Source organism: Nocardioides pymetrozini, from assembly GCF_046058985.1.
Taxonomy (GTDB): domain Bacteria; phylum Actinomycetota; class Actinomycetes; order Propionibacteriales; family Nocardioidaceae; genus Nocardioides.
This window is the reverse complement of sequence record NZ_CP175556.1, coordinates 3,479,616-3,501,775: the sequence shown is the minus strand read 5'-3', so window position 1 is coordinate 3,501,775 and position 22,160 is coordinate 3,479,616. Positions and strand designations below refer to the sequence as shown.

Annotated in this window: 34 protein-coding genes; all 34 read left to right on the top strand. The window is 69.3% G+C overall.

Translation table 11 applies throughout. The features are described from left to right. Positions 1 to 264 precede the first annotated feature (264 nt). The 34 genes from rpsJ to ACJ5H2_RS16995 all read left to right on the top strand — a co-directional run bounded on the left by rpsJ (position 265) and on the right by ACJ5H2_RS16995 (position 22,135). Positions 265 to 573 carry a 30S ribosomal protein S10 gene (gene rpsJ / locus ACJ5H2_RS17160; RefSeq protein WP_007078637.1) on the top strand — a complete coding sequence of 103 codons (309 nt, stop codon included), beginning with the start codon at positions 265 to 267 and terminating at the stop codon, positions 571 to 573. Positions 574 to 584: 11 nt separating this feature from the next. Next, positions 585 to 1,235 (top strand): 50S ribosomal protein L3, encoded by a 651-nt coding sequence (rplC, locus tag ACJ5H2_RS17155; RefSeq protein WP_218236193.1) that lies wholly within the window; start codon positions 585 to 587, stop codon positions 1,233 to 1,235. Between the two features lie 7 nt (positions 1,236 to 1,242). After that, the gene (gene rplD / locus ACJ5H2_RS17150) at positions 1,243 to 1,869 is read left to right on the top strand and encodes a 50S ribosomal protein L4 (protein WP_408896646.1); all 627 of its coding nucleotides are present in this window, start codon (positions 1,243 to 1,245) and stop codon (positions 1,867 to 1,869) included. Next, the gene (gene rplW / locus ACJ5H2_RS17145) at positions 1,869 to 2,174 is read left to right on the top strand and encodes a 50S ribosomal protein L23 (RefSeq protein WP_141003841.1); all 306 of its coding nucleotides are present in this window, start codon (positions 1,869 to 1,871) and stop codon (positions 2,172 to 2,174) included. Before rplD ends, rplW begins: the two co-directional genes overlap by 1 nt. Before the next feature lie 24 nt (positions 2,175 to 2,198). Beyond that, positions 2,199 to 3,035, top strand: coding sequence for a 50S ribosomal protein L2 (gene rplB, locus ACJ5H2_RS17140; protein WP_408896644.1), 837 nt, complete (start codon positions 2,199 to 2,201; stop codon positions 3,033 to 3,035). A gap of 14 nt (positions 3,036 to 3,049) precedes the next feature. Beyond that, a complete protein-coding gene (gene rpsS / locus ACJ5H2_RS17135; protein WP_139621517.1) occupies positions 3,050 to 3,331 on the top strand; it encodes a 30S ribosomal protein S19 in 282 nt (93 codons plus the stop codon). Further along, positions 3,328 to 3,759 carry a 50S ribosomal protein L22 gene (rplV, locus tag ACJ5H2_RS17130; protein WP_408896643.1) on the top strand — a complete coding sequence of 144 codons (432 nt, stop codon included), beginning with the start codon at positions 3,328 to 3,330 and terminating at the stop codon, positions 3,757 to 3,759. The genes rpsS and rplV overlap by 4 nt, the downstream gene beginning before the upstream one ends. Then, positions 3,759 to 4,598, top strand: a complete 840-nt coding sequence (gene rpsC / locus ACJ5H2_RS17125) for a 30S ribosomal protein S3 (protein ID WP_408896642.1) — start codon at positions 3,759 to 3,761, stop codon at positions 4,596 to 4,598. Before rplV ends, rpsC begins: the two co-directional genes overlap by 1 nt. Positions 4,599 to 4,601: 3 nt before the next feature. Then, positions 4,602 to 5,021 (top strand): 50S ribosomal protein L16, encoded by a 420-nt coding sequence (gene rplP, locus ACJ5H2_RS17120; RefSeq protein WP_257430580.1) that lies wholly within the window; start codon positions 4,602 to 4,604, stop codon positions 5,019 to 5,021. Next, positions 5,021 to 5,257, top strand: a complete 237-nt coding sequence (rpmC, locus tag ACJ5H2_RS17115; RefSeq protein ID WP_408896641.1) for a 50S ribosomal protein L29 — start codon at positions 5,021 to 5,023, stop codon at positions 5,255 to 5,257. Before rplP ends, rpmC begins: the two co-directional genes overlap by 1 nt. After that, complete coding sequence (gene rpsQ / locus ACJ5H2_RS17110; protein WP_408896640.1) at positions 5,257 to 5,532, top strand: 30S ribosomal protein S17; 276 nt, start codon at positions 5,257 to 5,259, stop codon at positions 5,530 to 5,532. The genes rpmC and rpsQ overlap by 1 nt, the downstream gene beginning before the upstream one ends. An 81-nt stretch (positions 5,533 to 5,613) precedes the next feature. Then, positions 5,614 to 5,982, top strand: coding sequence for a 50S ribosomal protein L14 (rplN, locus tag ACJ5H2_RS17105; RefSeq protein ID WP_408896639.1), 369 nt, complete (start codon positions 5,614 to 5,616; stop codon positions 5,980 to 5,982). Beyond that, positions 5,982 to 6,395, top strand: a complete 414-nt coding sequence (gene rplX, locus ACJ5H2_RS17100; protein WP_408896638.1) for a 50S ribosomal protein L24 — start codon at positions 5,982 to 5,984, stop codon at positions 6,393 to 6,395. The genes rplN and rplX overlap by 1 nt, the downstream gene beginning before the upstream one ends. Then, positions 6,395 to 6,964 (top strand): 50S ribosomal protein L5, encoded by a 570-nt coding sequence (gene rplE, locus ACJ5H2_RS17095; RefSeq protein ID WP_408896637.1) that lies wholly within the window; start codon positions 6,395 to 6,397, stop codon positions 6,962 to 6,964. Before rplX ends, rplE begins: the two co-directional genes overlap by 1 nt. A 1-nt stretch (position 6,965) precedes the next feature. After that, entirely contained in the window at positions 6,966 to 7,151 is a 186-nt protein-coding gene (locus ACJ5H2_RS17090) for a type Z 30S ribosomal protein S14 (RefSeq protein WP_011757321.1), read from the top strand. A gap of 68 nt (positions 7,152 to 7,219) precedes the next feature. Further along, positions 7,220 to 7,624 carry a 30S ribosomal protein S8 gene (gene rpsH / locus ACJ5H2_RS17085; protein ID WP_179727418.1) on the top strand — a complete coding sequence of 135 codons (405 nt, stop codon included), beginning with the start codon at positions 7,220 to 7,222 and terminating at the stop codon, positions 7,622 to 7,624. A gap of 22 nt (positions 7,625 to 7,646) precedes the next feature. Next, a complete protein-coding gene (gene rplF, locus ACJ5H2_RS17080; RefSeq protein ID WP_408896634.1) occupies positions 7,647 to 8,186 on the top strand; it encodes a 50S ribosomal protein L6 in 540 nt (179 codons plus the stop codon). 2 nt (positions 8,187 to 8,188) lie between these two features. After that, positions 8,189 to 8,572, top strand: coding sequence for a 50S ribosomal protein L18 (rplR, locus tag ACJ5H2_RS17075; protein WP_408896632.1), 384 nt, complete (start codon positions 8,189 to 8,191; stop codon positions 8,570 to 8,572). Between the two features lie 25 nt (positions 8,573 to 8,597). Beyond that, positions 8,598 to 9,242: a 30S ribosomal protein S5 gene (rpsE, locus tag ACJ5H2_RS17070; RefSeq protein ID WP_408896631.1), complete on the top strand. Its 645-nt coding sequence runs from the start codon at positions 8,598 to 8,600 to the stop codon at positions 9,240 to 9,242. Then, complete coding sequence (gene rpmD / locus ACJ5H2_RS17065) at positions 9,242 to 9,430, top strand: 50S ribosomal protein L30 (protein WP_139621508.1); 189 nt, start codon at positions 9,242 to 9,244, stop codon at positions 9,428 to 9,430. Before rpsE ends, rpmD begins: the two co-directional genes overlap by 1 nt. Position 9,431: 1 nt before the next feature. After that, entirely contained in the window at positions 9,432 to 9,872 is a 441-nt protein-coding gene (gene rplO, locus ACJ5H2_RS17060) for a 50S ribosomal protein L15 (RefSeq protein ID WP_408896629.1), read from the top strand. 197 nt (positions 9,873 to 10,069) lie between these two features. Beyond that, complete coding sequence (gene secY / locus ACJ5H2_RS17055; protein ID WP_408896627.1) at positions 10,070 to 11,383, top strand: preprotein translocase subunit SecY; 1,314 nt, start codon at positions 10,070 to 10,072, stop codon at positions 11,381 to 11,383. Continuing rightward, positions 11,380 to 11,955, top strand: coding sequence for an adenylate kinase (locus ACJ5H2_RS17050; RefSeq protein ID WP_408896626.1), 576 nt, complete (start codon positions 11,380 to 11,382; stop codon positions 11,953 to 11,955). Before secY ends, ACJ5H2_RS17050 begins: the two co-directional genes overlap by 4 nt. A 5-nt stretch (positions 11,956 to 11,960) precedes the next feature. After that, positions 11,961 to 12,803, top strand: coding sequence for a type I methionyl aminopeptidase (map, locus tag ACJ5H2_RS17045; protein ID WP_408896625.1), 843 nt, complete (start codon positions 11,961 to 11,963; stop codon positions 12,801 to 12,803). A 10-nt stretch (positions 12,804 to 12,813) separates the two neighbouring features. Continuing rightward, the gene (locus ACJ5H2_RS17040; RefSeq protein ID WP_408896624.1) at positions 12,814 to 13,941 is read left to right on the top strand and encodes an isochorismate synthase MenF; all 1,128 of its coding nucleotides are present in this window, start codon (positions 12,814 to 12,816) and stop codon (positions 13,939 to 13,941) included. A gap of 237 nt (positions 13,942 to 14,178) precedes the next feature. Beyond that, positions 14,179 to 15,231 (top strand): TerC family protein, encoded by a 1,053-nt coding sequence (locus ACJ5H2_RS17035; RefSeq protein ID WP_408896623.1) that lies wholly within the window; start codon positions 14,179 to 14,181, stop codon positions 15,229 to 15,231. A gap of 53 nt (positions 15,232 to 15,284) precedes the next feature. Next, entirely contained in the window at positions 15,285 to 17,654 is a 2,370-nt protein-coding gene (locus ACJ5H2_RS17030; protein WP_408896621.1) for an FHA domain-containing protein, read from the top strand. 60 nt (positions 17,655 to 17,714) lie between these two features. Next, positions 17,715 to 18,761 carry an LLM class flavin-dependent oxidoreductase gene (locus tag ACJ5H2_RS17025; protein ID WP_408896620.1) on the top strand — a complete coding sequence of 349 codons (1,047 nt, stop codon included), beginning with the start codon at positions 17,715 to 17,717 and terminating at the stop codon, positions 18,759 to 18,761. A gap of 176 nt (positions 18,762 to 18,937) precedes the next feature. Beyond that, positions 18,938 to 19,159: a translation initiation factor IF-1 gene (infA, locus tag ACJ5H2_RS17020; protein WP_028656368.1), complete on the top strand. Its 222-nt coding sequence runs from the start codon at positions 18,938 to 18,940 to the stop codon at positions 19,157 to 19,159. Between the two features lie 42 nt (positions 19,160 to 19,201). Further along, the gene (rpmJ, locus tag ACJ5H2_RS17015) at positions 19,202 to 19,315 is read left to right on the top strand and encodes a 50S ribosomal protein L36 (RefSeq protein ID WP_004008316.1); all 114 of its coding nucleotides are present in this window, start codon (positions 19,202 to 19,204) and stop codon (positions 19,313 to 19,315) included. A 175-nt stretch (positions 19,316 to 19,490) separates the two neighbouring features. Further along, positions 19,491 to 19,865, top strand: coding sequence for a 30S ribosomal protein S13 (rpsM, locus tag ACJ5H2_RS17010; protein ID WP_036547929.1), 375 nt, complete (start codon positions 19,491 to 19,493; stop codon positions 19,863 to 19,865). Between the two features lie 61 nt (positions 19,866 to 19,926). Further along, positions 19,927 to 20,328 (top strand): 30S ribosomal protein S11, encoded by a 402-nt coding sequence (gene rpsK / locus ACJ5H2_RS17005; protein ID WP_038681087.1) that lies wholly within the window; start codon positions 19,927 to 19,929, stop codon positions 20,326 to 20,328. A gap of 37 nt (positions 20,329 to 20,365) precedes the next feature. Continuing rightward, positions 20,366 to 20,974 carry a 30S ribosomal protein S4 gene (rpsD, locus tag ACJ5H2_RS17000; protein ID WP_408896619.1) on the top strand — a complete coding sequence of 203 codons (609 nt, stop codon included), beginning with the start codon at positions 20,366 to 20,368 and terminating at the stop codon, positions 20,972 to 20,974. 138 nt (positions 20,975 to 21,112) lie between these two features. After that, complete coding sequence (locus ACJ5H2_RS16995; RefSeq protein ID WP_141003809.1) at positions 21,113 to 22,135, top strand: DNA-directed RNA polymerase subunit alpha; 1,023 nt, start codon at positions 21,113 to 21,115, stop codon at positions 22,133 to 22,135. The last annotated feature ends 25 nt before the right edge of the window (positions 22,136 to 22,160 follow it).

Genomic DNA, 22,160 nt, shown 5'->3' with positions numbered 1-22,160 from the left:
CGCGCCACATCTTGACTACTGAATCGTGTCTCCCCAGCGGAGTGAGCGGCCATCAGATCCACGGCCGGTCCGAGCCGCGTGGAGCGTGCCGGGTCGTCGAGAGCAGCTCGCACCGCACGCCACGAGACCCGAGACAGCCGAGAACAACAGCTCCACTTCCCCTCCGGGAGACGTGTGTGCCCGAACAAGGCGCGACACGCCCGACCGCGGGGGTCGGAGCTGAAGAGCCCAGAGTCGTACGACGAGTAAGGACGAGAGAGACCTATGGCGGGACAGAAGATCCGCATCAGGCTCAAGGCCTATGACCACGAGGTGATCGACACCTCGGCGCGCAAGATCGTGGACACGGTCACCCGCACGGGTGCGAAGGTCGCCGGCCCGGTGCCGCTGCCGACCGAGAAGAACGTCTTCTGTGTCATTCGCTCGCCGCACAAGTACAAGGACTCGCGCGAGCACTTCGAGATGCGCACCCACAAGCGGCTCATCGACATCATCGACCCCACGCCGAAGACGGTCGACAGCCTCATGCGCCTCGACCTGCCGGCCGGTGTCGACATCGAGATCAAGCTCTGAGGTTCGAGATCATGACTATTGAGCGCAACGTGAAGGGCCTGCTGGGCACCAAGCTCGGCATGACCCAGCTCTGGGACGAGAACAACCGGGTCATCCCGGTCACCGTGGTCGCCGCGGGCACCAACGTCGTCACCCAGGTCCGCCAGCCCGAGCCGGACGGCTACAACGCCATCCAGATCGGCTACGGCGAGATCGAGGGCCGCAAGGTGAACAAGCCGCAGGCCGGCCACTTCGCCAAGGCCGGCACGACGCCGCGCCGTCACGTGGTCGAGATCCGCACCGCGGACGCCAGCGAGTACACCGTCGGCCAGGAGCTTCCCGTCGACACGTTCGAGGCCGGCCAGGTCATCGACGTGACCGGCACCAGCAAGGGCAAGGGCTTCGCCGGTGTCATGAAGCGTCACGGCTTCGCCGGCGTGAGCGCCTCCCACGGTGCCCACCGCAACCACCGCAAGCCGGGCTCGATCGGCGCCTGCGCCACCCCCGGCCGCGTCTTCAAGGGTCTGCGCATGGCGGGTCGGATGGGTACGGACACCGTCACCACCCAGAACGTCACCGTCCACGCCGTGGACGTGGAGAAGGGCATCGTCCTGATCAAGGGCGCCGTCCCCGGCCCCAAGGGCGGTCTCGTCGTTCTCCGCACGGCTGCGAAGAAGGGCTGATCACCCCATGGCTAACACTGTCAAGACTGTCGCTGTCGACTTCCCCGCCGAGATCTTCGACGTCGAGGTCAACATCCCGCTGATCCACCAGGTCGTCGTCGCCCAGCAGGCGGCCGCGCGCCAGGGCACCCACGCCACCAAGACCCGCGGCGAGGTCCGCGGCGGTGGCAAGAAGCCCTACAAGCAGAAGGGCACCGGCCGCGCCCGTCAGGGCTCGACCCGCGCGCCGCAGTTCGCCGGCGGTGGCACCGTCCACGGTCCGCAGCCGCGCGACTACAGCCAGCGCACCCCGAAGAAGATGAAGGCCGCCGCGCTGCGCTCGGCTCTCTCCGACCGGGCCCGCAACGAGCGGATCCACGTCGTCGAGAGCCTCGTCACCGGCGACAAGCCGTCGACCAAGGCCGCGCTCGCCTCGCTCTTCGAGCTGTCCGAGCGTCGCAAGTTCCTCGTCGTGCTCGAGCGCACCGACAGCCTGACCTGGCTCTCGCTGCGCAACGCGCCCGAGGTGCACATCGTGGCCGTCGACCAGCTCAACACCCGCGACGTCCTCGTGAGCGACGACGTGGTGTTCAGCAAGGCCGCGTACGACCTGTTCGTCGCGGGCGGCTCCGGCGCCGAGGAGGAGAACAACTGATGAGCACCCTGCACAAGGACCACCGCGACGTCCTGATCGCGCCGGTGGTGTCGGAGAAGAGCTACAGCCTCCTCGACGCCAACAAGTACACCTTCCTGGTGCACCCGGACGCGAACAAGACCGAGATCAAGATCGCCGTCGAGAAGATCTTCGGCGTCAAGGTCACCTCGGTGAACACGCTCAACCGTCCGGGCAAGGTCCGCCGCACCCGCAACGGCCTCGGCAAGCGCAAGGACACCAAGCGCGCGATCGTGAGCCTGGCCGACGGTCACCGCATCGACATCTTCGGAGGTCCGGTCTCCTGACCGGGCTAGGTAGAGGAATCTGACATGGCTATCCGCAAGTACAAGCCGACCACCCCGGGCCGTCGTGGCTCCTCGGTGGCCGACTTCGCCGAGATCACCCGGACCACGCCCGAGAAGTCGCTGACCCGTCCGCTCCCGAAGAAGGGCGGCCGCAACAACCAGGGCCGGATCACCACCCGGCACCACGGTGGCGGTCACAAGCGGGCCTACCGCATCATCGACTTCCGTCGCTACGACAAGGACGGCGTGCCCGCCAAGGTCGCGCACATCGAGTACGACCCGAACCGCACCGCGCGCATCGCGCTGCTGCACTACGCCGACGGCGAGAAGCGCTACATCGTGGCGCCGAAGGACCTCGTCCAGGGCATGCGGGTCGAGTCGGGCGTCGGCGCCGACATCAAGCCGGGCAACAACCTGCCGCTGCGCAACATCCCCGTCGGTACGACGATCCACTGCGTCGAGCTGCGTCCCGGCGGCGGCGCCAAGATGGCCCGCTCCGCCGGCAACAGCGCCCAGCTGGTCGCCCGCGAGGGCAGCCGCGCGACGCTGCGCCTGCCGTCCGGCGAGATGCGCTTCGTCGACGTGCGCTGCCGCGCCACGATCGGCGAGGTCGGCAACGCCGAGCAGTCGAACATCAACTGGGGCAAGGCCGGCCGCATGCGCTGGAAGGGCAAGCGCCCGACCGTCCGCGGTGTCGTCATGAACCCGGTCGACCACCCGCACGGTGGTGGTGAGGGCAAGACCTCCGGTGGTCGCCACCCGGTCTCGCCGTGGGGCAAGCCCGAGGGCCGTACGCGCAAGCGCAAGGCCAGCGACTCCCAGATCATCCGCCGCCGCAAGTCCGGCAAGAACAAGCGCTGAAGGAACGAGAGACGATGCCTCGCAGCCTGAAGAAGGGCCCCTTCGTCGACGGCCACCTGCTCAAGAAGGTGGACGCGGAGAACGAGAAGGGCACCCACAACGTCATCAAGACCTGGTCGCGTCGGTCCATGATCATCCCCTCGATGATCGGCCACACGATCGCGGTCCACGACGGGCGCAAGCACGTCCCGGTCTTCGTGTCCGACTCCATGGTCGGCCACAAGCTCGGTGAGTTCGCGCCGACCCGCACCTACCGCGGACACGTCAAGGAAGACCGGAAGGGACGCCGTCGATGAGCACCACTGAGCGTCAGCGCACCAGCGCGCGTCGCGAGTCGCTGCTGGGCGACGAGCCCGGCGCGTTCGCCACCGCCCGCTTCGTGCGGATCACGCCGATGAAGGCGCGCCGCGTCATCGACCTGGTCCGGGGCCTGCCCGCGGACGAGGCGCTGACCCTGCTGGAGTTCGCTCCGCAGGCCGCCTCCGAGACCATCTACAAGGTGCTGCAGAGCGCCGTCGCGAACGCCGCGACCACCGAGGGCCTCGCCACCGGCGACCTGGTCGTCTCGGTCGCGCGGGTCGACGAGGGTCCGACGATGAAGCGCTGGCGTCCGCGTGCGCAGGGCCGGGCCACCCGGATCAACAAGCGCACCAGCCACATCACCATCGCGGTCCAGCCCGCGGAGACCGTCGTCGCGAAGACCAAGAAGGGGGCCAAGAAGTAATGGGCCAGAAGATCAACCCGAACGGCTTCCGCCTCGGCATCTCGACCGACCACAAGTCGCGGTGGTACGCCGACAAGCTGTACAAGGCCTACGTCGGCGAGGACGTCGCGATCCGCAAGCTGCTGAGCAAGGGCATGGAGCGCGCCGGCATCGCCAAGGTGGAGATCGAGCGCACCCGTGACCGGGTCCGCGTCGACATCCACACCGCGCGTCCGGGCATCGTCATCGGCCGCCGCGGCGCCGAGGCCGACCGCATCCGCGGCGAGCTCGAGAAGCTGACCGGCAAGCAGGTCCAGCTCAACATCCTCGAGGTCAAGAACCCCGAGATCGACGCCCAGCTCGTCGCGCAGGGCGTCGCCGAGCAGCTGTCGGGCCGCGTGCAGTTCCGCCGCGCGATGCGCAAGGCCATGCAGACCTCGATGCGCTCCGGTGCCAAGGGCATCCGGATCCAGTGCTCGGGCCGCCTCAACGGCGCCGAGATGTCGCGCACCGAGTTCTACCGCGAGGGTCGCGTCCCGCTGCACACGCTGCGCGCCGACATCGACTACGGCTTCTACGAGGCCCGTACGACCTTCGGCCGCATCGGCGTGAAGGTCTGGATCTACAAGGGCGAGGTCGCCGGCACCCGTGCCGAGCGCCAGGCCCAGGCCGCTGCGCGCGCCGGTGTCCCCGGTCGGGGCGGCCGCCCCAGCCGCGGTGGCGACCGTCCGACCCGTGGTTCGCGCGGAGACCGCCCGAACCGCTCCGACCGTGGTGGCGACGCCCCCGCCGTGACCGAGGCTCCGGCCGGCGGCGACACGGCGCAGGCCACCACGCCGGCCGAGACCCAGGAGAGCTGACCCATGTTGATGCCGCGTCGCGTCAAGCACCGCAAGCAGCACCACCCGAAGCGTCGGGGTGCGGCCAAGGGCGGTACGTCGCTCGCGTTCGGTGACTTCGGTATCCAGGCGGTCGAGGGTGCGTACGTGACCAACCGCCAGATCGAGTCGGCCCGTATCGCGATGACCCGCCACATCAAGCGTGGCGGAAAGGTCTGGATCAACATCTACCCGGACCGCCCGCTCACCAAGAAGCCGGCCGAGACCCGCATGGGCTCCGGCAAGGGCTCCCCGGAGTGGTGGGTCGCCAACGTCAAGCCCGGCCGCGTCATGTTCGAGCTCTCCGGCGTCCCGGAGGACATCGCTCGCGAGGCCATGCGTCGTGCGATCCACAAGCTCCCCATGAAGGCCCGTTTCATCACGCGAGAGGCTGGTGAGTTCTGATGGTGAACGTCATCCGCGCCCACGAGCTGGACGAGCTCAACGACGTCGACCTCGAGGCCAAGCTCCGCGAGGCCAAGGAGGAGCTGTTCAACCTGCGCTTCCAGGCGGCCACCGGCCAGCTGGAGAGCCACGGTCGGCTCCGCACGGTCAAGAAGGACATCGCCCGGATCTACACCGTGGTGCGTGAGCGCGAGCTCGGCATCCGGACCGCCCCGGGTACGGAAGAGGAGAACTGATGAGCACGGAGTCCAACGAGACCTCGCGCAACGCCCGCAAGACCCGTGAGGGACTCGTGGTCAGCGACAAGATGGACAAGACCGTGGTCGTGTCCGTCGAGGACCGCGTCAAGCACGCTCTGTACGGCAAGGTCATGCGCCGCAACACGCGGCTCAAGGCCCACGACGAGCAGAACGACTGCGGCGTCGGCGACCGCGTCCTCATCATGGAGACCCGTCCGCTCTCGGCCACCAAGCGCTGGCGCGTGGTGGAGATCCTCGAGCGCGCCAAGTAGTCCACACGTTCGGCCAGGCTCGACCCGCTGCGTCCTTCGCGGAGAGGGTCCGAGAACCGGCACGACAACCAGGAGAAATCGATGATTCAGCAGGAGTCGCGACTCAAGGTCGCCGACAACACCGGTGCCAAGGAGATCCTTTGCATCCGCGTGCTCGGCGGCTCGGGTCGTCGGTACGCCGGGATCGGTGACGTCATCGTCGCCACCGTCAAGGACGCCATCCCCGGCGGCAACGTGAAGAAGGGCGAGGTCGTCAAGGCCGTCGTCGTGCGCACCGTCAAGGAGCGCCGTCGCGCCGACGGCTCGTACATCCGCTTCGACGAGAACGCGGCGGTGATCCTCAAGAACGACGGCGAGCCCCGCGGAACCCGCATCTTCGGCCCCGTCGGCCGTGAGCTGCGAGAGAAGAAGTTCATGAAGATCATCTCGCTCGCGCCGGAGGTGCTGTGATGGCCAGCAAGTTCGTTCGCAGCACGCGCAAGAAGTCCGAGCAGAACCGCAAGAAGCCCAACCTGCGGGTCAAGAAGGGCGACACCGTCAAGGTCATCGCCGGCAAGGACAAGGGCGCCGAGGGCAAGATCATCAAGGTCCTCCGTGAGGAGGAGCGGGTGATCGTCGAGGGCGTCAACCGGATCAAGAAGCACACCAAGGTCGTCGACCAGGGTGGGCGCTCCGGCAACACCGGCGGCATCATCACCACCGAGGCCCCGATCCACGTGTCCAACGTGATGCTGGTCGAGGGCGACGGCGTGACGAAGGTCGGCTACAAGCGGGTCGACGTCACCAAGCGCCGTCCCGACGGCTCCGAGTACAGCTCGACGCGCAGCGTGCGCATCTCCCGCAAGACCGGGAAGGAAATCTGATGACCGAGAGCACCATCGAGCAGGTCACGCCCCGGCTCAAGACCAAGTACCGCGAGGAGATCCTCCCGGCGCTCAAGGCCGAGTTCGAGATCGCCAACGTCATGCAGGTGCCCGGTCTGGTCAAGATCGTGGTCAACATGGGTGTCGGCGAGGCCGCGCGTGACTCGAAGCTGATCGAGGGCGCCATCCGCGACCTCACCGCGATCACCGGCCAGAAGCCGGCCGTGACCAAGGCCCGCAAGTCGATCGCGCAGTTCAAGCTGCGCGAGGGCATGCCGATCGGCACGCACGTCACGCTGCGCGGCGACCGGATGTGGGAGTTCCTCGACCGCCTGCTGTCGCTCGCGCTGCCGCGCATCCGCGACTTCCGCGGCCTCTCGCCGAAGCAGTTCGACGGGCGGGGCAACTACACCTTCGGCCTGACCGAGCAGGTCATGTTCCACGAGATCGACCAGGACAAGGTCGACCGCCAGCGGGGCATGGACATCACCATCGTCACCACGGCGACCAACGACGAGCAGGGGCGCGCGCTGCTGAAGCAGCTCGGCTTCCCGTTCAAGGAGAACTGACATGGCGAAGACTGCGCTCAAGGTCAAGGCGGCCCGCAAGCCCAAGTTCGCGGTGCGCGGCTACACCCGCTGCCAGCGGTGCGGCCGGCCCAAGGCGGTCTACCGCAAGTTCGGCCTGTGCCGGATCTGCCTGCGGGAGATGGCCCACCGCGGCGAGCTGCCCGGCGTCACCAAGTCGAGCTGGTAACACCCAACCGTTGAAGGTCCACTCGCCTCGCGTGCTGAGTGGAAACCACAGCAGAAAGAACACACATCATGACGATGACTGACCCGATCGCAGACATGCTCACGCGTCTGCGCAACGCCAACCAGGCGTACCACGACGCGGTGACCATGCCGTACAGCAAGCTCAAGGAAGGCGTCGCGGAGATCCTCAAGCAGGAGGGCTACATCACCTCCTACGCGGTCGCCGACAACGAGAACGGCGTCGGCAAGCTGCTGACCGTGACGCTGAAGTACGGCCGCAACCGCGAGCGCTCGCTCGCCGGCGTGCGCCGCATCAGCAAGCCCGGCCTGCGGGTGTACGCCAAGCACACCGGCCTGCCGAAGGTCCTCGGCGGCCTCGGCGTGGCGATCATCTCGACCAGCCAGGGTCTGCTGACCGACCGCCAGGCCAACCAGAAGGGCGTGGGTGGGGAAGTCCTCGCCTACGTCTGGTGACAAGGGAAGGAGAGAGAAGAACATGTCGCGCATCGGCAAGCTCCCCGTCCCGGTCCCCGCGGGCGTCGACGTCCAGGTGGACGGCCCCGTCGTCACGGTGAAGGGCCCCAAGGGCACCCTGAGCCACACCGTGGTCGCTCCGATCACGGTCGAGAAGGGCGACGGCGTCCTCGACGTCAAGCGTCCCGACGACGAGCGCCAGTCCAAGGCCTACCACGGCCTGTCCCGGACGCTCATCAACAACATGGTCGTCGGTGTCACCGAGGGCTACGAGAAGAAGCTCGAGATCGTGGGCGTCGGCTACCGCGTCCTGTCCAAGGGCCCGACCCAGCTGGAGTTCCAGCTCGGCTACTCGCACCCGATCATCTTCGACGCTCCCGAGGGCATCACCTTCACGGTGGACGGCCCGACGAAGCTCGGCGTCGTCGGCATCGACAAGCAGCTGGTCGGCGAGGTCGCCGCCAACATCCGCAAGCTCCGCAAGCCCGAGCCCTACAAGGGCAAGGGTGTCCGTTACGCCGGCGAGCACGTCCGTCGCAAGGTCGGAAAGGCTGGTAAGTGATCATGGCGATCACCCTGAAGCACCAGCGGAACCTGTCGGCGCGCGCCAGCTCCAAGCTGCGCCGCCAGATCCGGGGCCGCAAGAAGATCTCCGGCACCGCCGAGCGCCCGCGCCTGGTGGTCACCCGGTCGAGCAAGCACATCACCGCCCAGGTCGTCGACGACCTGGTCGGCAAGACCCTGGTGTCGGCGTCGACCCTCGAGGGCGACCTGCGCGCCTTCGACGGCGACAAGACCGCCAAGGCGAAGAAGGTCGGCGAGCTCGTCGCCTCCCGCGCCAAGGAGCAGGGCGTCGAGTCGGTCGTCTTCGACCGGTCGGGCAACAAGTATCACGGTCGCATCGCGGCCCTGGCAGATGGCGCCCGCGAGGGCGGCCTGACCTTCTGACCGCGAACAGGACTGAGGAGAGATCATGAGCGGACCCCAGCGCGGACAGCGTTCGGGCGGCGACCGTGGCGGCCGTGGTGGCCGTGACGGCGGCCGCGGCGGCGCCGAGAAGAGCCAGTACGTCGAGCGGGTCGTTGCCATCAACCGCGTCGCGAAGGTCGTGAAGGGTGGTCGTCGCTTCAGCTTCACCGCCCTCGTGATCGTCGGCGACGGCGACGGCCTGGTGGGCGTCGGCTACGGCAAGGCCAAGGAAGTTCCCGCGGCGATCGCCAAGGGCGTCGAGGAGGCGAAGAAGAACTTCTTCCGCGTCCCCCGCGTCCAGGGCACGATCCCGCACCCGGTCCAGGGCGAGAAGGCCGCCGGCGTGGTGTTCCTGCGCCCGGCCGCGCCCGGTACCGGTGTGATCGCCGGTGGTCCGGTGCGCGCCGTCCTGGAGTGCGCCGGCATCCACGACGTGCTCAGCAAGTCGCTGGGCTCGTCCAACCAGATCAACATCGTGCACGCGACCGTCGCGGCGCTCCAGATGCTGGAGCAGCCCGAGTCGGTGGCCGCGCGTCGTGGTCTGCCCGTCGAGCACGTCGCCCCCGCGGCGCTGCTCAAGGCCAAGGCCGAGGGTGAGGCCGCCGCGGCGGCCGCCAAGTCCTCGGCGCCCGAGGCGGTGTCCATCTGATGGCACAGCTGAAGGTCCAGCAGACCAAGTCGAAGATCGGCGCCAAGGCCAACCAGCGCGAGACGCTGCGCAGCCTCGGCCTCAAGCGGATCGGCGACGTCGTGATCAAGGAGGACCGTCCCGAGATCCGGGGCATGGTCCACACCGTCCGTCACATGGTGACGGTCGAGGTCGTCGGAGGCGAGTGAGATGACGCTCAAGCTGCACCACCTGCGCCCGGCTCCGGGCGCCAAGACCGCCAAGACCCGTGTGGGTCGCGGTGAGGGCTCCAAGGGCAAGACCGCCGGTCGTGGTACCAAGGGCACCAAGGCCCGCTACCAGGTCCCGGTCGCGTTCGAGGGTGGCCAGATGCCGCTGCACATGCGGCTCCCGAAGCTCAAGGGCTTCCGGAACCCGTTCAAGGTGACCTTCCAGGTCGTCAACCTCGACCGGATCAGCGCGCTGTTCCCCGAGGGTGGCGACGTCACCCCGGAGACGCTGGTCGCCAAGGGCGCCGTCCGCAAGGGCGAGCCGGTCAAGGTGCTCGGCCAGGGTGACCTGACGGTCAAGGTCTCGGTGAGCGCGAACGCGTTCTCGGCCTCGGCCAAGGAGAAGATCGAGAGCGCCGGCGGGACCGTCACGGTCCTGTGAGGCACACGCGAGGGGCGCGGTGGCTGGCTTCGACCAGCATGCCGCGCCCCTTGCGCGTCTCATCCGGGCGCGCAGCGTCAACGCAACACCTTGCCTGTTAGGCTTCCCGCGGCCGCTCGCCCGTCATCGTCAGGTGGTCAACCCCGCCGGATCGACGGCCCGCCGAGGCGGCAGCCAGGAGTAGAAAGAGGACCCGAGTGCTCACCGCGTTCGTGAACGCCTTCCGGACCCCGGACCTGCGGCGCAAGCTGCTGTTCGTCCTGTTGATCATCGTCATCTTCAGGGCCGGATCGCAGATCCCCGCCCCGGGCGTGCACGTCTCCAACGTGGAGAAGTGCATCAAGGTGGTCGAGGAGGGCAGCAACGCCAGCCTCTACAGCCTGGTCAACCTGTTCTCCGGTGGAGCGCTCCTCCAGCTGACGATCTTCGCGCTGGGCATCATGCCCTACATCACGGCCAGCATCATCCTGCAGCTGCTCGTCGTCGTGATCCCGCGCCTGGAGGCCCTGAAGAAGGAGGGCCAGTCCGGGCAGACGAAGATCACGCAGTACACCCGCTACCTGACCCTCGGCCTCGCCGTCCTGCAGGCGACCGGCATCGTCGCGCTCGCCCGCACCGGCAACCTGCTGCAGGGCTGTGATGCGACCCAGTTCCCGCTGCTGCACAGCGACAACACGAGCACCTTCCTCGTGCTGGTCGTGACCATGACCGCGGGCACCGCGGTCATCATGTGGCTCGGCGAGCTCATCACCGAGCGCGGCGTCGGCAACGGCATGTCGATCCTCATCTTCACGCAGGTGGTGGCGACCTTCCCGGCCTCGCTGTGGCAGGTGAAGATCAGCCAGGGCTGGTGGACCTTCGGCATCGTCGTGGTGATCGGCCTCGTGCTGGTCGCGGCGGTCATCTTCATCGAGCAGGCGCAGCGCCGCATCCCGGTGCAGTACGCCCGCCGGATGGTCGGCCGGAAGATGTTCGGCGGCAGCTCGACGTACATCCCGCTCAAGGTCAACCAGGCCGGCATCATCCCGGTCATCTTCGCCTCGTCGCTGCTCTACCTCCCGGCGATGGCGGTCCAGTTCAACCAGGAGAACCCGAACCAGGTCATCCGGTGGGTCAACGAGTACCTCGTCGACCAGGGACACCCGGTGCACATGGCGGCGTACTTCCTGCTGATCATCTTCTTCACCTACTTCTACGTGTCGATCACCTTCAACCCGCAAGAGGTGGCCGACAACATGAAGAAGTACGGCGGCTTCATCCCCGGGATCCGGGCGGGCAAGCCGACCCAGGACTATCTGTCCTACGTCCTGTCCCGCATCACGCTGCCGGGCGCTCTCTACCTGGGTCTGATCTCGCTCGTGCCGCTGATCGCGTTCGTGTTGATCGATGCCAACCAGAACTTCCCGTTCGGCGGTACGTCCATCCTGATCATGGTCGGCGTCGCACTCGACACGGTGAAGCAGATCGAGAGCCAGCTCCAGCAGCGCAACTACGAAGGATTCCTGCGTTGAGGCTTCTGATCATGGGCCCGCCGGGGGCCGGCAAGGGCACCCAGGCGAAGGCGGTCGCCGACCACTTCGGCGTCCCCGCCATCTCCACCGGCGACATCTTCCGCGCCAACGTCGGCCAGGGCACCCCGCTCGGCGTCGAGGCGAAGCGGTACATGGATGCCGGGGAGTACGTTCCCGACGAGATCACCAACAACATGGTCCGGGACCGGATCGCCGAGCCCGACGCCGACAAGGGCTTCCTGCTCGACGGCTACCCGCGCACCCTCGCCCAGGTCACCGAGCTCGACGACATGGTGGCCGCGACCGGCCACCGCATCGACGCCGTGCTGTGCCTGACCGTCGACAAGGAGGCGATCATCGGCCGCCTCCTCAAGCGCGCCGAGATCGAGGGCCGCGCCGACGACACCGAGGAGGTCATCCGGCGTCGTCTCGAGGTCTACGCCGAGGAGACCGAGCCGCTCATCGCCGTGTACGGCGACCGTGGCCTGGTCGTCTCCGTGGACGGCATGGGGGAGATCGAGGAGGTCCAGCAGCGGATCTTCGACGCCCTCGACGACGTACCCGAGAGCTGAGCTGCTTGTTCTTCGACCAGCAACGGATCGAGATCAAGACGCCCCAGCAGGTGCGGGCGATGCGGGCGGCCGGCCTCGTGGTGGCCCGCACGCTCGCGCGGCTGCGCGAGGAGGTCCGTCCGGGGGTCACGACGGGTGAGCTCGACGCCCTCGCCGAGCACACCATCCGGGACGCGGGCTGCGTCCCGTCCTTCCTCGGCTACGGCGAGCCGCCCTTCCCGGCGAGCATCTGCGCGTCGGTCAACGACGAGGTGGTCCACGGCATCCCCGGCGCCCGGGTGCTGGCGGAGGGTGACGTCATCTCGATCGACTGCGGTGCGATCGCCTTCGACGCCGACGGCCAGGGCTGGCACGGCGACGCGGCGGTGACCGTCGCGGTCGGGACCGTCCGCGACGAGGTCGCCGCGCTGATGGACGTGACGGAGGAGGCGCTGTGGCGCGGCCTCGCCGCGGCGCGGGCCGGCGGCCGCGTGGGGGACATCTCGCACGCCGTCGCGTCGTACGTCCGCGGCCAGGGCGACTACGGCATCGTCGACGGCTACACCGGCCACGGCATCGGGACCTCGATGCACATGGAGCCCGACGTCCCGAACGAGGGACGGGCCGGCCGCGGGCCACGCCTGCGCGAGGGCATCGCGCTGGCCGTGGAGCCCATGGTCACCCTGGGCACCCACGACAGCGACGTCGCCGCGGACGACTGGACCGTGGTCACCACCGACGGCAGCTGGGCGGCGCACTACGAGCACACCTTCGCCCTCACCGCCGCGGGGGTGTGGGTGCTGACCGCGGAGGACGGTGGGCGAGCGCGGCTGGAGGCGCTGGGCGTCCCCTGCGGTGCACTGGATTAGTCTGGCTGCCATGGCGCGGGCCCCGATCACACCAGCGGCTCTCGCGGCGCGACCGATGCTCTTCGCCTCGGGTGAGGAGGCGTACGTCGCCAGCGCGGTGCGCCGCAGCTGGGAGGTGCCGGACGGCGCGGACCCGGACTGGGCCGACGCGGTCGTCGCCGGACTTCAGCCGGGGGAGCGGGCGCTGTGCGCACTCTCGTTCGCGGCCGGCGCGCCGGGACTCGCGCACGTCGTCGCGGGCGCCGAGCACGCCCTCCAGCGTCCCGAGGTGGACGCCACGGTCGCGCGCACCTACGAGGTCACCGAGTTCCCGACCCCGGACGAGTACGCAGCGATGGTGGAGGCGGCGCTGGCGAAGATCGCGACCGGGGCGCTGCACAAGGTCGTCCTGGGCCGCTGCCTCGACGTCGTGAGCACGCCGCCGCTGGTGCCGGCGGAGATCATCGACCGGCTGCTCACCACGCGGCCGGGCCGCTACGTCTTCAGCGTGCCACTCGGCGCGGCGGAGGCCGACGGCCCGATCCTGGTCGGCGCCAGCCCCGAGCTGCTGGTGCGCCGGGAGGGCGCGGTCATCTCCTGCACCCCGCTGGCGGGCTCGGTCCCGCGCTCCGCGGATGCCGCCGAGGACCTGCGCCGCGCCGGCGAGCTCCAGCGCTCCGCCAAGGACCTCGCGGAGCACGCCTTCGTCGTCGAGGCGATCGTGCACGCCCTCAAGGACGTCTGTGTCGAGATCGAGTACCCCGCGACGCCGGAGCTGCTGTCGACCGACACCGTGTGGCACCTCGCCACCCCGATCCACGCCCGGCTCGCCGACCCGGTCGACGGCCCCAGTGCGCTGCGCCTGGCTCAGCTGCTGCATCCGACCCCGGCGGTGGGCGGCGTGCCGACGGCCGCGGCCAACGCCGTGATCGCCGACCTCGAGGGCGGCCTGCGCGACTGGTTCGCCGGCTGCGTCGGCTGGGTCGACCGTCACGGCGACGGCGAGTTCGCGGTGACGATCCGCGCGGCCGTCATGGACGGGCCGCGCCTGCGGCTCTTCGCCGGCGCGGGGATCGTCGCCGGCTCCGACCCCGCCGCCGAGGTGCGGGAGACCGGTGCCAAGCTCGCGACGATGGCGCGGGTCACGGGCCTGCCGTGAGCCGCGCGCGGCGACGCTGACCGCCCTCACGACGGGCCGGATTGGACCCTCGCGCGCCCGGCGTGCGAGGATTCCGCGCACCAGGGGGGAGTACTCCTTCGCTGCGGGCTCGTCATCACGAGCGGTCGAAGTCGCCCGCTCCGGTCCCGTAGGCTGCAGGACGGCGCAAGACCGCCGGCAGCGGAAGAGACCTCGGGCGATCTGTCGACGCATCCGCCCGCCTGAAGGGACACCTCTATGGACGTGACCACCCTGGAATGGACGATCACCATCGCGGTGACCGTCGGAGTCCTCCTGTTCGACGTCGTCGTCATCGCGCGCGACCCGCACGAGCCGTCGATGAAGGAGTGCGCCGTCGCGCTGTGCTTCTACGTCGGCGCGGCGCTGGCGTTCGGCGCGTTCATCTGGCTGCACCACGGGCACGACTACGGCATCGAGTTCTACACCGGGTGGCTGACGGAGTACTCGCTGTCGATCGACAACCTCTTCGTCTTCATCATCTTGATGTCCGCGCTCAAGGTGCCCCGCAAGTACCAGCAGGAGGCGCTGCTGGTCGGCATCGTGCTGGCGCTGGTGTTCCGCGGCATCTTCATCGCGCTCGGCTATGCGCTGATCGAGAACTTCAGCTGGGTCTTCTACATCTTCGGCGCGTTCCTGGTCTACACCGCCGTCAAGCTGGTCAAGTCCTACGGCAGCCACGAGGACGAGCACCCCGAGGACAACGCGGTGGTCACCTTCGCCCGACGCCACATGCGGGTCGGCGAGGCCTACCATGGCCTGCGGCTGTGGTACCACGAGAACGGCGTCCGCTTCGTGTCTCCGATGGTCATCGTGATCATCGCGCTCGGCGTGACCGACATCCTCTTCGCGCTCGACTCGATCCCGGCGATCTTCGGCATCACCCAGGAGCCCTACCTGGTCTTCACCGCCAACGTGTTCGCCCTGATGGGCCTGCGCCAGCTGTACTTCCTGCTCGGCGGGCTGCTGCAGAAGCTGGTGTACCTCTCGCTGGGCCTGGCGTTCATCCTCGCCTTCATCGGCGTGAAGCTCGTGCTCCACGCCCTGCACGAGAACGAGCTGGCCTTCATCAACGACGGCCACGGCGTCCACGCCGCCCCGGAGATCTCGTCGCTGTTCAGCCTGGGCGTGATCATCGTGACCCTCGTCGTCACCGCGGTCGCCAGCCTGTGGAAGTCCTCGCGTGGCGACGGAGACGACCACGTCCCGGACCACGTCGCCTCGCGCGACGCCGCGGACGTCGACGAGACCGCGGGCCCGGACTGGCGCTGAGCCGTCCACCGCTGAGCCCGTGAGCCACGCCCGTCGCCACTAGGGTGACGGGCGTGGATCGACTCCAGGCGCGGTGGGACGGCACGAGCCGGGTCTTCGACGGACCCCGGGTCGTCGTCGGACGCGAGGCCGACTGCGAGATCACGGTGAGCGATGCCCGGGCCTCTCGGCACCATCTCGTCCTGCACGTCGAGGACGGCCGGTGGGTGGTCGTCGACACCAGCAGCAACGGCACCTACGTGGCGGGCCGGCCGGTCGCGCGGTTGCCCCTCACCGCGGAGCCGGTGAGCCTGCACCTCGGCGGACCGGACGGCGAGGCGGTGGTCGTCAGCGTGCTGGCCGTGGCGCAGGGACCGCCGCCGCCCCCGCCGACGGGGGACTTCTGGCGCAACCTCCCGCCGCCGCAGGTCCCCGCGAGCGGCGGCCCCGTCGACGCCTGGCGTCCGGCCGGCGTACTCCCGCCCGGCCAGCTGCCGCACGGGCACTCCGTGGTGCTGCCCCAGCAGGTCCAGGCCGGTCGGGCGCTCACCATCGGCCGCGACCCCGGCAACGACATCGTCCTGGCGGACCCGTTGGTGAGCCGCCGTCATGCCCGGCTCGACCCGGCCGGACCCGCGTCGCCCGCGCTCCTGCACGACCTCGGCTCCTTCAACGGCACCTTCGTCGACGGCCGGCGGGCACAGGGAGCGGTCCCGCTGCCCGTCGGAGCGGAGGTCATCTTCGGGAACCAGACCTTCCGTTGGGACGGGCGCCAGCTGGTCGCCTCGGCCACCGCGCACGAGCTCACGCTGTACGCCGACCGGCTGACCCAGGTCGTCGGCAGCGGCCGGCGGCTGATCGAGAACGTCTCCTTCAAGCTCGAGGCGCGCAGCCTGACCGCGGTGATCGGCCCGTCCGGTGCCGGCAAGTCCACGCTCCTCGGCGCACTCACCGGCCTCAGGCCGGCCAGTCACGGCCGGGTCATCTGGCAGGGCCACGACCTCTACCAGCACTACGACCAGCTGCGCTTCCAGATCGGCCTGGTGCCGCAGCAGGACATCCTGCACCCGCAGCTGCGCGTCCGGCAGGGACTGCGCTTCGCCGCCCAGCTCCGGCTGCCGCCCGACACGACGGCGCGGGAGTGGGACCAGCGGGTGCACGCCGTCGCCGGCCAGATGCAGCTCACCGAGCGCCTGGAGAACCGGATCGGCACCCAGCTCTCGGGCGGGCAGCGCAAGCGGGTCTCGATCGCCACCGAGCTGCTCACGGCGCCACCCCTCCTCTTCCTGGACGAGCCGACGTCCGGGCTCGACCCCGGCCTGGACCTGGAGGTGATGCGGCAGCTGCGCGGTCTCGCCGACGACGGCCGGGTCGTCATGGTGGTGACCCACTCGGTGCTCGCCCTCGACGTGTGCGACCACGTGCTGGTGCTCGCACCCGGCGGCCGGGTCGCGTACTTCGGTCCGCCGTCCGGTGTCCTCGCCCACTTCGGCGCGGCCAGCTACCCGGAGGTCTTCGACCTGCTCGACGAGCCCGACCTGTGGCGCCGGATCCCCGTGCCCCCGCCCGCGGTGGACACGGCGGCCCTGGCGCGGCACGCGCACGCGGGCGCCGTACCCGCCCCGCCTCGGCAGTCGGTGGGACGCCAGCTGGGGACCCTGGTCCGCCGCAACCTCGCGGTGGTGCTGGCGGACCGCCTGCTGCTCGGGATGCTGCTGGTCCTGCCGCTCGTCCTCGGCGGCCTCAGCCGGGTGGTGCCCGGCAGCGACGGCATCTCGGTCGCCGCGGCCGGCGGCCGGGTCGGGGAGGCACAGCAGCGGCTGACCGTCCTGATCGTGGCGGCCTGCCTGATGGGGACGGCCCTGTCCATCCGCGAGCTGGTGGGGGAGCGGCCGATCTTCCGGCGCGAGTACGCCGTCGGCCTCTCGCCCGGGACGTACTTCACGAGCAAGGTGCTGGTCCTCGGCACGGCGGCCTTCGCCCAGGGCCTCGTCGTCACCCTGCTGGCCACGGCCGGGCTGCCCGGCGCGGACGGGGCGGCGGGCACCCTGCGGGTGGCGCTGGCGATCGCGGGGCTCTCCGCGGTCATGGTCGTCGTCGGCCTGGCCCTCTCGGCCCTGGTGACCAGCACCGAGCAGACCATGCCCACGCTGGTCGGCCTGGTCATGGTGCAGCTGGTCCTGTCCGGCGCACTGTTCCAGATCGCCGGACGTGCGGTGCTCGAGCAGGTCGCCTGGCTCTCCCCGTCGCGCTGGGGCTACGCCGCCGCGGCGTCGGCGGTCGAGCTCGTCGACCGGTTCGAGGGCACCGACCGCGCGGACCCGATCGCCCAGAGCGGTGCGGCCCCCTACCTGACGGACCTTGTGCTGCTCGGCGTCCTCGGGGCGGCGGCCTACGCGGTGGGGCTGCTGCTCGTGCGGCGCAGCGCGACCGCGGAGGGCTGAGGGGGCGGCGGCAGGGACGGGAGGGGAATGTCGCGGCGCCCGCGCGCCTTGGACCAGACGATGTCTCTCGCGCTCTCCGTCCTCGACCTCGTCCCCGTCCGCAGCGACCAGGCGACGGGCGACGCCCTCGCCGCCACCCTCGACCTGGCCCGCACCGCCGACCGGCTCGACTACCGGCGCTACTGGCTCGCCGAGCACCACAACATGCCGGCGGTGGCGGCGACCAACCCGCCGGTGGTGATCGGGCTGGTCGCCTCCGCGACCGAGCGGATCCGGGTGGGATCTGGCGGCGTGATGCTGCCCAACCACGCCCCACTCGTCGTGGCCGAGCAGTTCGCCCTCCTCGAGGCGGCCTTCCCGGGCCGGGTCGACCTCGGCATCGGGCGTGCCCCGGGCACGGACCCGGTCACCAGCTGGGCGCTGCGCCACGGTGCCGGCGGCGTGAGCGACGAGGGGGTCACCCGCTTCCCCGAGTACGTCGACAACGTGCTCGCCATGATGGAGCCGGCCGGCGTCGGACTGGCCCTGCGCGGCTCGCAGCACGTCCTCAGGGCCACGCCCGCCGCGCGAAGCGTCCCGCAGATCTGGCTGCTCGGCTCCTCCGACTACTCGGCCCGACTGGCCGCCGAGAAGGGCATGCCCTACGTCTTCGCGCACCACTTTTCGGGCTCGGGCACGGCCGAGGCCCTCGAGCTCTACCGCTCGAGCTTCCGGCCGTCGCCGGAGCTGGCCGAGCCGCGCACCTTCCTCACCGTCAACGCCTCCGTCGCCGACACGGCCGAGGAGGCGGGCCGGCTCGCCCTGCCGCAGCTGCTGCAGATGCTCGCCCTGCGCACCGGGCAGCCGCTGGTGGCCCAGCGCACCGTGGAGGACGCCGAGACCATCGTGGAGGCGGGTCTGCCCGAGGCCCACGAGAGCCTGCTCGACGCCATGCGTCGGCGCTGGGTGATCGGCGACGCCGCCGGGGCCCGCGCGGAGCTGGCGCAGCTCGCCGCGTCGTACGGCGTCGACGAGGTGATGGTCAACCCCGTCGCGGGCGCCTTCCGCGGCACCGACCCGCGCACCGCGCCTGCGCGGGAGCGGACCCTGGAGCTCCTGGCGGGCTGAGTCCGCACGGGCGACGATTTCGGGTTCGTCGACCGGTGCCCATAGACTGGCGTGTCGGTCCAACGTGGGTTCCGTGTGTGGTGCACGCCCCACGAGGTCCACTCAGGCGCAGCAGTGCGGCTGGGAGGTTCCCGGGCCACCGGTAGACACCAGTATCCCCGAGCAGATTGTGAGACATGGCGAAGAAAGAAGGCGTCATCGAGATGGAGGGCTCCGTCGTGGAGGCCCTTCCGAACGCCATGTTCCGCGTCGAGCTGAGCAACGGCCACAAGGTCCTTGCCCACATCAGCGGCAAGATGCGCCAGCACTACATCCGGATCCTCCCCGAGGACCGCGTGGTGGTGGAGCTCTCGCCGTACGACCTCTCCCGCGGGCGGATCGTCTACCGCTACAAGTGAGCCACCGCTCGCCTGTTCCGCCACTAGCAAGAAAGGGCTGACATGAAGGTCAACCCGAGCGTCAAGCCGATCTGTGACAAGTGCAAGGTGATCCGTCGCCACGGCCGCGTCATGGTGATCTGCGAGAACCCGCGTCACAAGCAGCGCCAGGGCTGAGCCCGGCGCGGCCCACGGCGGGCCCCAACTGAATAACACCTCAACGTGATCGCTTAGGTCCCTCCACGCTCGACGAGCGGGACCGAATCACCTCCGGAGCGGATGGCCGGAGCTGGGAGGACATCCCGGATGCATCACGACCAGACCACCGCGACTGTTCGAAAGGGAAGCCACCATGGCACGCCTCGTCGGAGTCGACCTGCCGCGCGACAAGCGCATCGAGGTCGCACTCACCTACATCTACGGCATCGGCCGTACCCGCGCCCAGCAGCTGCTGGAGGCCACCGGCGTCAGCCCGGACCTCCGCGTCCACGAGCTGGGTGACGAGGAGCTGGTCAAGCTCCGCGACGAGATCGAGGCGAACTTCAAGATCGAGGGTGACCTCCGTCGCGAGGTTCAGGCCGACATCCGCCGCAAGATCGAGATCGGCAGCTACCAGGGTCGCCGTCACCGCATGGGCCTTCCGGTCCGCGGTCAGCGCACCAAGACCAACGCTCGCACCCGCAAGGGCCCGAAGCGCACGGTTGCCGGCAAGAAGAAGGCCAAGTGATCTGAGCCCTCGGGCTCGACACCGCCTCTCACACCGACCAGCTTTCTCAAGGAGATAACGCATGCCTCCCAAGGCTCGCGCGGGCGCCAAGAAGGTGCGCCGCAAGGAGAAGAAGAACGTCGCTCAGGGCGAGGCCCACATCAAGAGCACGTTCAACAACACGATCGTCACGATCACCGACCCGACCGGTGCGGTGATCTCGTGGGCCTCTGCCGGCACCGTCGGCTTCAAGGGCTCCCGCAAGTCCACCCCGTACGCCGCTCAGATGGCCGCCGAGGCCGCGGGCCGTCGGGCGATGGAGCACGGCATGAAGAAGATCGACGTCTTCGTCAAGGGCCCGGGCTCGGGCCGCGAGACGGCGATCCGCTCGCTGGGTGCGATCGGCCTCGAGGTCGGGACCATCCAGGACGTGACCCCCGCCCCGCACAACGGCTGCCGCCCGCCGAAGCGCCGTCGCGTCTGACGTCTGCTGCGTCACTAGGACTTAGAGGAGAACTTCAATGGCCCGTTACACCGGACCCCTGACCAAGAAGTCGCGCCGTCTCGGCGTCGACCTCGTCGGCGGCGACGCCGCCTTCGAGAAGCGCCCCTACCCCCCGGGCCAGCACGGCCGCGCGCGGGTGAAGGAGAGCGAGTACCGCAACCAGCTGCAGGAGAAGCAGAAGGCCCGCTTCACCTACGGCGTCCTGGAGAAGCAGTTCCACCGCTACTACGAGGAGGCCGCTCGCCGCCAGGGCAAGACCGGCGACAACCTCCTCCAGCTGCTGGAGTGCCGTCTCGACAACGTGGTCTACCGCGCCGGCTTCGCCCGGACGCGACGCCACGCCCGCCAGCTGGTGACCCACGGTCACTTCCTGGTCAACGGCAAGAAGGTCGACATCCCGTCCTTCCAGGTGACCCAGTACGACATCATCGACGTGCGCGAGAAGTCGCTCGAGATGACCCCGTTCATCGTGGCTCGCGAGACCCACGGCGAGCGGATCGTCCCGGCCTGGCTCGAGGCGCTGCCGTCGCGGATGCGCATCCTGGTGCACCAGCTGCCCGTGCGCGAGCAGATCGACATGCCGATCCAGGAGCAGCTCATCGTGGAGTACTACTCCAAGAAGTGATCGTGAGCCCGTCCCGGACCTCCTCCCACGAGCGAGGAAGCCGGGGCGGGCACGCGTTCCTCCCGCAGTCCCTCTTCTCCATCTCCGCACCACGTCTGGGTCCTCATATAGCGGTCGGCCCGGAAAGGAACGAAACAAGTGCTCATCGCACAGCGCCCCACCCTGTCGGAGGAGACCGTCGACCAGTTCCGGTCGCGCTTCGTCATCGAGCCCCTCGAGCCCGGCTTCGGCTACACGCTCGGCAACTCGCTGCGTCGTACCCTCCTGTCCTCGATCCCCGGTGCCTCGGTCACGAGCATCAAGATCGACGGCGTCCTCCACGAGTTCTCGACGATCGAGGGCGTCAAGGAGGATGTCACCGAGATCATCCTCAACCTCAAGGGCCTCGTCGTCTCCTCCGAGCACGACGAGCCGGTCACCATGTACCTGCGCAAGTCGGGTGCCGGTGACGTGACGGGTGCCGACATCGCGCCGCCCGCCGGCGTCGAGGTCCACAACCCCGACCTGAAGATCGCCACCCTCTCGGACAACGGCAAGCTCGAGCTCGAGCTGGTCGTCGAGCGCGGCCGCGGCTACGTCTCGGCCGTGCAGAACAAGGGCGCGGACAACGAGATCGGCCGGATCCCGGTCGACTCCATCTACAGCCCCGTCCTCAAGGTGACCTACAAGGTCGAGGCCACCCGTGTCGAGCAGCGCACCGACTTCGACAAGCTCGTCATCGACGTCGAGACCAAGCCCTCGATCCTGCCCCGCGACGCGATCGCGTCGGCCGGAAAGACGCTGGTCGAGCTCTTCGGCCTGGCCCGCGAGCTCAACGTCGAGGCCGAGGGCATCGACATCGGTCCCTCGCCCGTCGACGAGCAGCTCGCCGCGGACCTCGCCCTCCCGGTCGAGGACCTGCAGCTGACCGTGCGGTCCTACAACTGCCTCAAGCGCGAGGGCATCCACACGGTGGGTGAGCTCATCAGCCGCTCGGAGCAGGACCTGCTGGACATCCGCAACTTCGGGGCGAAGTCCATCGACGAGGTCAAGGCCAAGCTGCACGAGATGGGCCTGTCCCTCAAGGACAGCGCCCCGGGCTTCGACCCCTCGGCCGCGCTGGCCAACTACTCCGACGATGACGAGGACGACACCTCGTTCATCGAGGACGAGAGCTTCTGACCCACCCCACCTCCGGTACCTGACA

What these genes read in the sequence shown, in the direction of transcription:
- rpsJ (WP_007078637.1), top strand. Translation starts at nt 265, where the DNA reads ATGGCGGGACAGAAGATCCGCATCAGGCTCAAGGCCTATGACCACGAG.
- rplC (WP_218236193.1), top strand. Translation starts at nt 585, where the DNA reads ATGACTATTGAGCGCAACGTGAAGGGCCTGCTGGGCACCAAGCTCGGC.
- rplD (WP_408896646.1), top strand. Translation starts at nt 1,243, where the DNA reads ATGGCTAACACTGTCAAGACTGTCGCTGTCGACTTCCCCGCCGAGATC.
- rplW (WP_141003841.1), top strand. Translation starts at nt 1,869, where the DNA reads ATGAGCACCCTGCACAAGGACCACCGCGACGTCCTGATCGCGCCGGTG.
- rplB (WP_408896644.1), top strand. Translation starts at nt 2,199, where the DNA reads ATGGCTATCCGCAAGTACAAGCCGACCACCCCGGGCCGTCGTGGCTCC.
- rpsS (WP_139621517.1), top strand. Translation starts at nt 3,050, where the DNA reads ATGCCTCGCAGCCTGAAGAAGGGCCCCTTCGTCGACGGCCACCTGCTC.
- rplV (WP_408896643.1), top strand. Translation starts at nt 3,328, where the DNA reads ATGAGCACCACTGAGCGTCAGCGCACCAGCGCGCGTCGCGAGTCGCTG.
- rpsC (WP_408896642.1), top strand. Translation starts at nt 3,759, where the DNA reads ATGGGCCAGAAGATCAACCCGAACGGCTTCCGCCTCGGCATCTCGACC.
- rplP (WP_257430580.1), top strand. Translation starts at nt 4,602, where the DNA reads ATGTTGATGCCGCGTCGCGTCAAGCACCGCAAGCAGCACCACCCGAAG.
- rpmC (WP_408896641.1), top strand. Translation starts at nt 5,021, where the DNA reads ATGGTGAACGTCATCCGCGCCCACGAGCTGGACGAGCTCAACGACGTC.
- rpsQ (WP_408896640.1), top strand. Translation starts at nt 5,257, where the DNA reads ATGAGCACGGAGTCCAACGAGACCTCGCGCAACGCCCGCAAGACCCGT.
- rplN (WP_408896639.1), top strand. Translation starts at nt 5,614, where the DNA reads ATGATTCAGCAGGAGTCGCGACTCAAGGTCGCCGACAACACCGGTGCC.
- rplX (WP_408896638.1), top strand. Translation starts at nt 5,982, where the DNA reads ATGGCCAGCAAGTTCGTTCGCAGCACGCGCAAGAAGTCCGAGCAGAAC.
- rplE (WP_408896637.1), top strand. Translation starts at nt 6,395, where the DNA reads ATGACCGAGAGCACCATCGAGCAGGTCACGCCCCGGCTCAAGACCAAG.
- ACJ5H2_RS17090 (WP_011757321.1), top strand. Translation starts at nt 6,966, where the DNA reads ATGGCGAAGACTGCGCTCAAGGTCAAGGCGGCCCGCAAGCCCAAGTTC.
- rpsH (WP_179727418.1), top strand. Translation starts at nt 7,220, where the DNA reads ATGACGATGACTGACCCGATCGCAGACATGCTCACGCGTCTGCGCAAC.
- rplF (WP_408896634.1), top strand. Translation starts at nt 7,647, where the DNA reads ATGTCGCGCATCGGCAAGCTCCCCGTCCCGGTCCCCGCGGGCGTCGAC.
- rplR (WP_408896632.1), top strand. Translation starts at nt 8,189, where the DNA reads ATGGCGATCACCCTGAAGCACCAGCGGAACCTGTCGGCGCGCGCCAGC.
- rpsE (WP_408896631.1), top strand. Translation starts at nt 8,598, where the DNA reads ATGAGCGGACCCCAGCGCGGACAGCGTTCGGGCGGCGACCGTGGCGGC.
- rpmD (WP_139621508.1), top strand. Translation starts at nt 9,242, where the DNA reads ATGGCACAGCTGAAGGTCCAGCAGACCAAGTCGAAGATCGGCGCCAAG.
- rplO (WP_408896629.1), top strand. Translation starts at nt 9,432, where the DNA reads ATGACGCTCAAGCTGCACCACCTGCGCCCGGCTCCGGGCGCCAAGACC.
- ACJ5H2_RS17040 (WP_408896624.1), top strand. Translation starts at nt 12,814, where the DNA reads ATGGCGCGGGCCCCGATCACACCAGCGGCTCTCGCGGCGCGACCGATG.
- ACJ5H2_RS17035 (WP_408896623.1), top strand. Translation starts at nt 14,179, where the DNA reads ATGGACGTGACCACCCTGGAATGGACGATCACCATCGCGGTGACCGTC.
- ACJ5H2_RS17025 (WP_408896620.1), top strand. Translation starts at nt 17,715, where the DNA reads ATGTCTCTCGCGCTCTCCGTCCTCGACCTCGTCCCCGTCCGCAGCGAC.
- infA (WP_028656368.1), top strand. Translation starts at nt 18,938, where the DNA reads ATGGCGAAGAAAGAAGGCGTCATCGAGATGGAGGGCTCCGTCGTGGAG.
- rpmJ (WP_004008316.1), top strand. Translation starts at nt 19,202, where the DNA reads ATGAAGGTCAACCCGAGCGTCAAGCCGATCTGTGACAAGTGCAAGGTG.
- rpsM (WP_036547929.1), top strand. Translation starts at nt 19,491, where the DNA reads ATGGCACGCCTCGTCGGAGTCGACCTGCCGCGCGACAAGCGCATCGAG.
- rpsK (WP_038681087.1), top strand. Translation starts at nt 19,927, where the DNA reads ATGCCTCCCAAGGCTCGCGCGGGCGCCAAGAAGGTGCGCCGCAAGGAG.
- rpsD (WP_408896619.1), top strand. Translation starts at nt 20,366, where the DNA reads ATGGCCCGTTACACCGGACCCCTGACCAAGAAGTCGCGCCGTCTCGGC.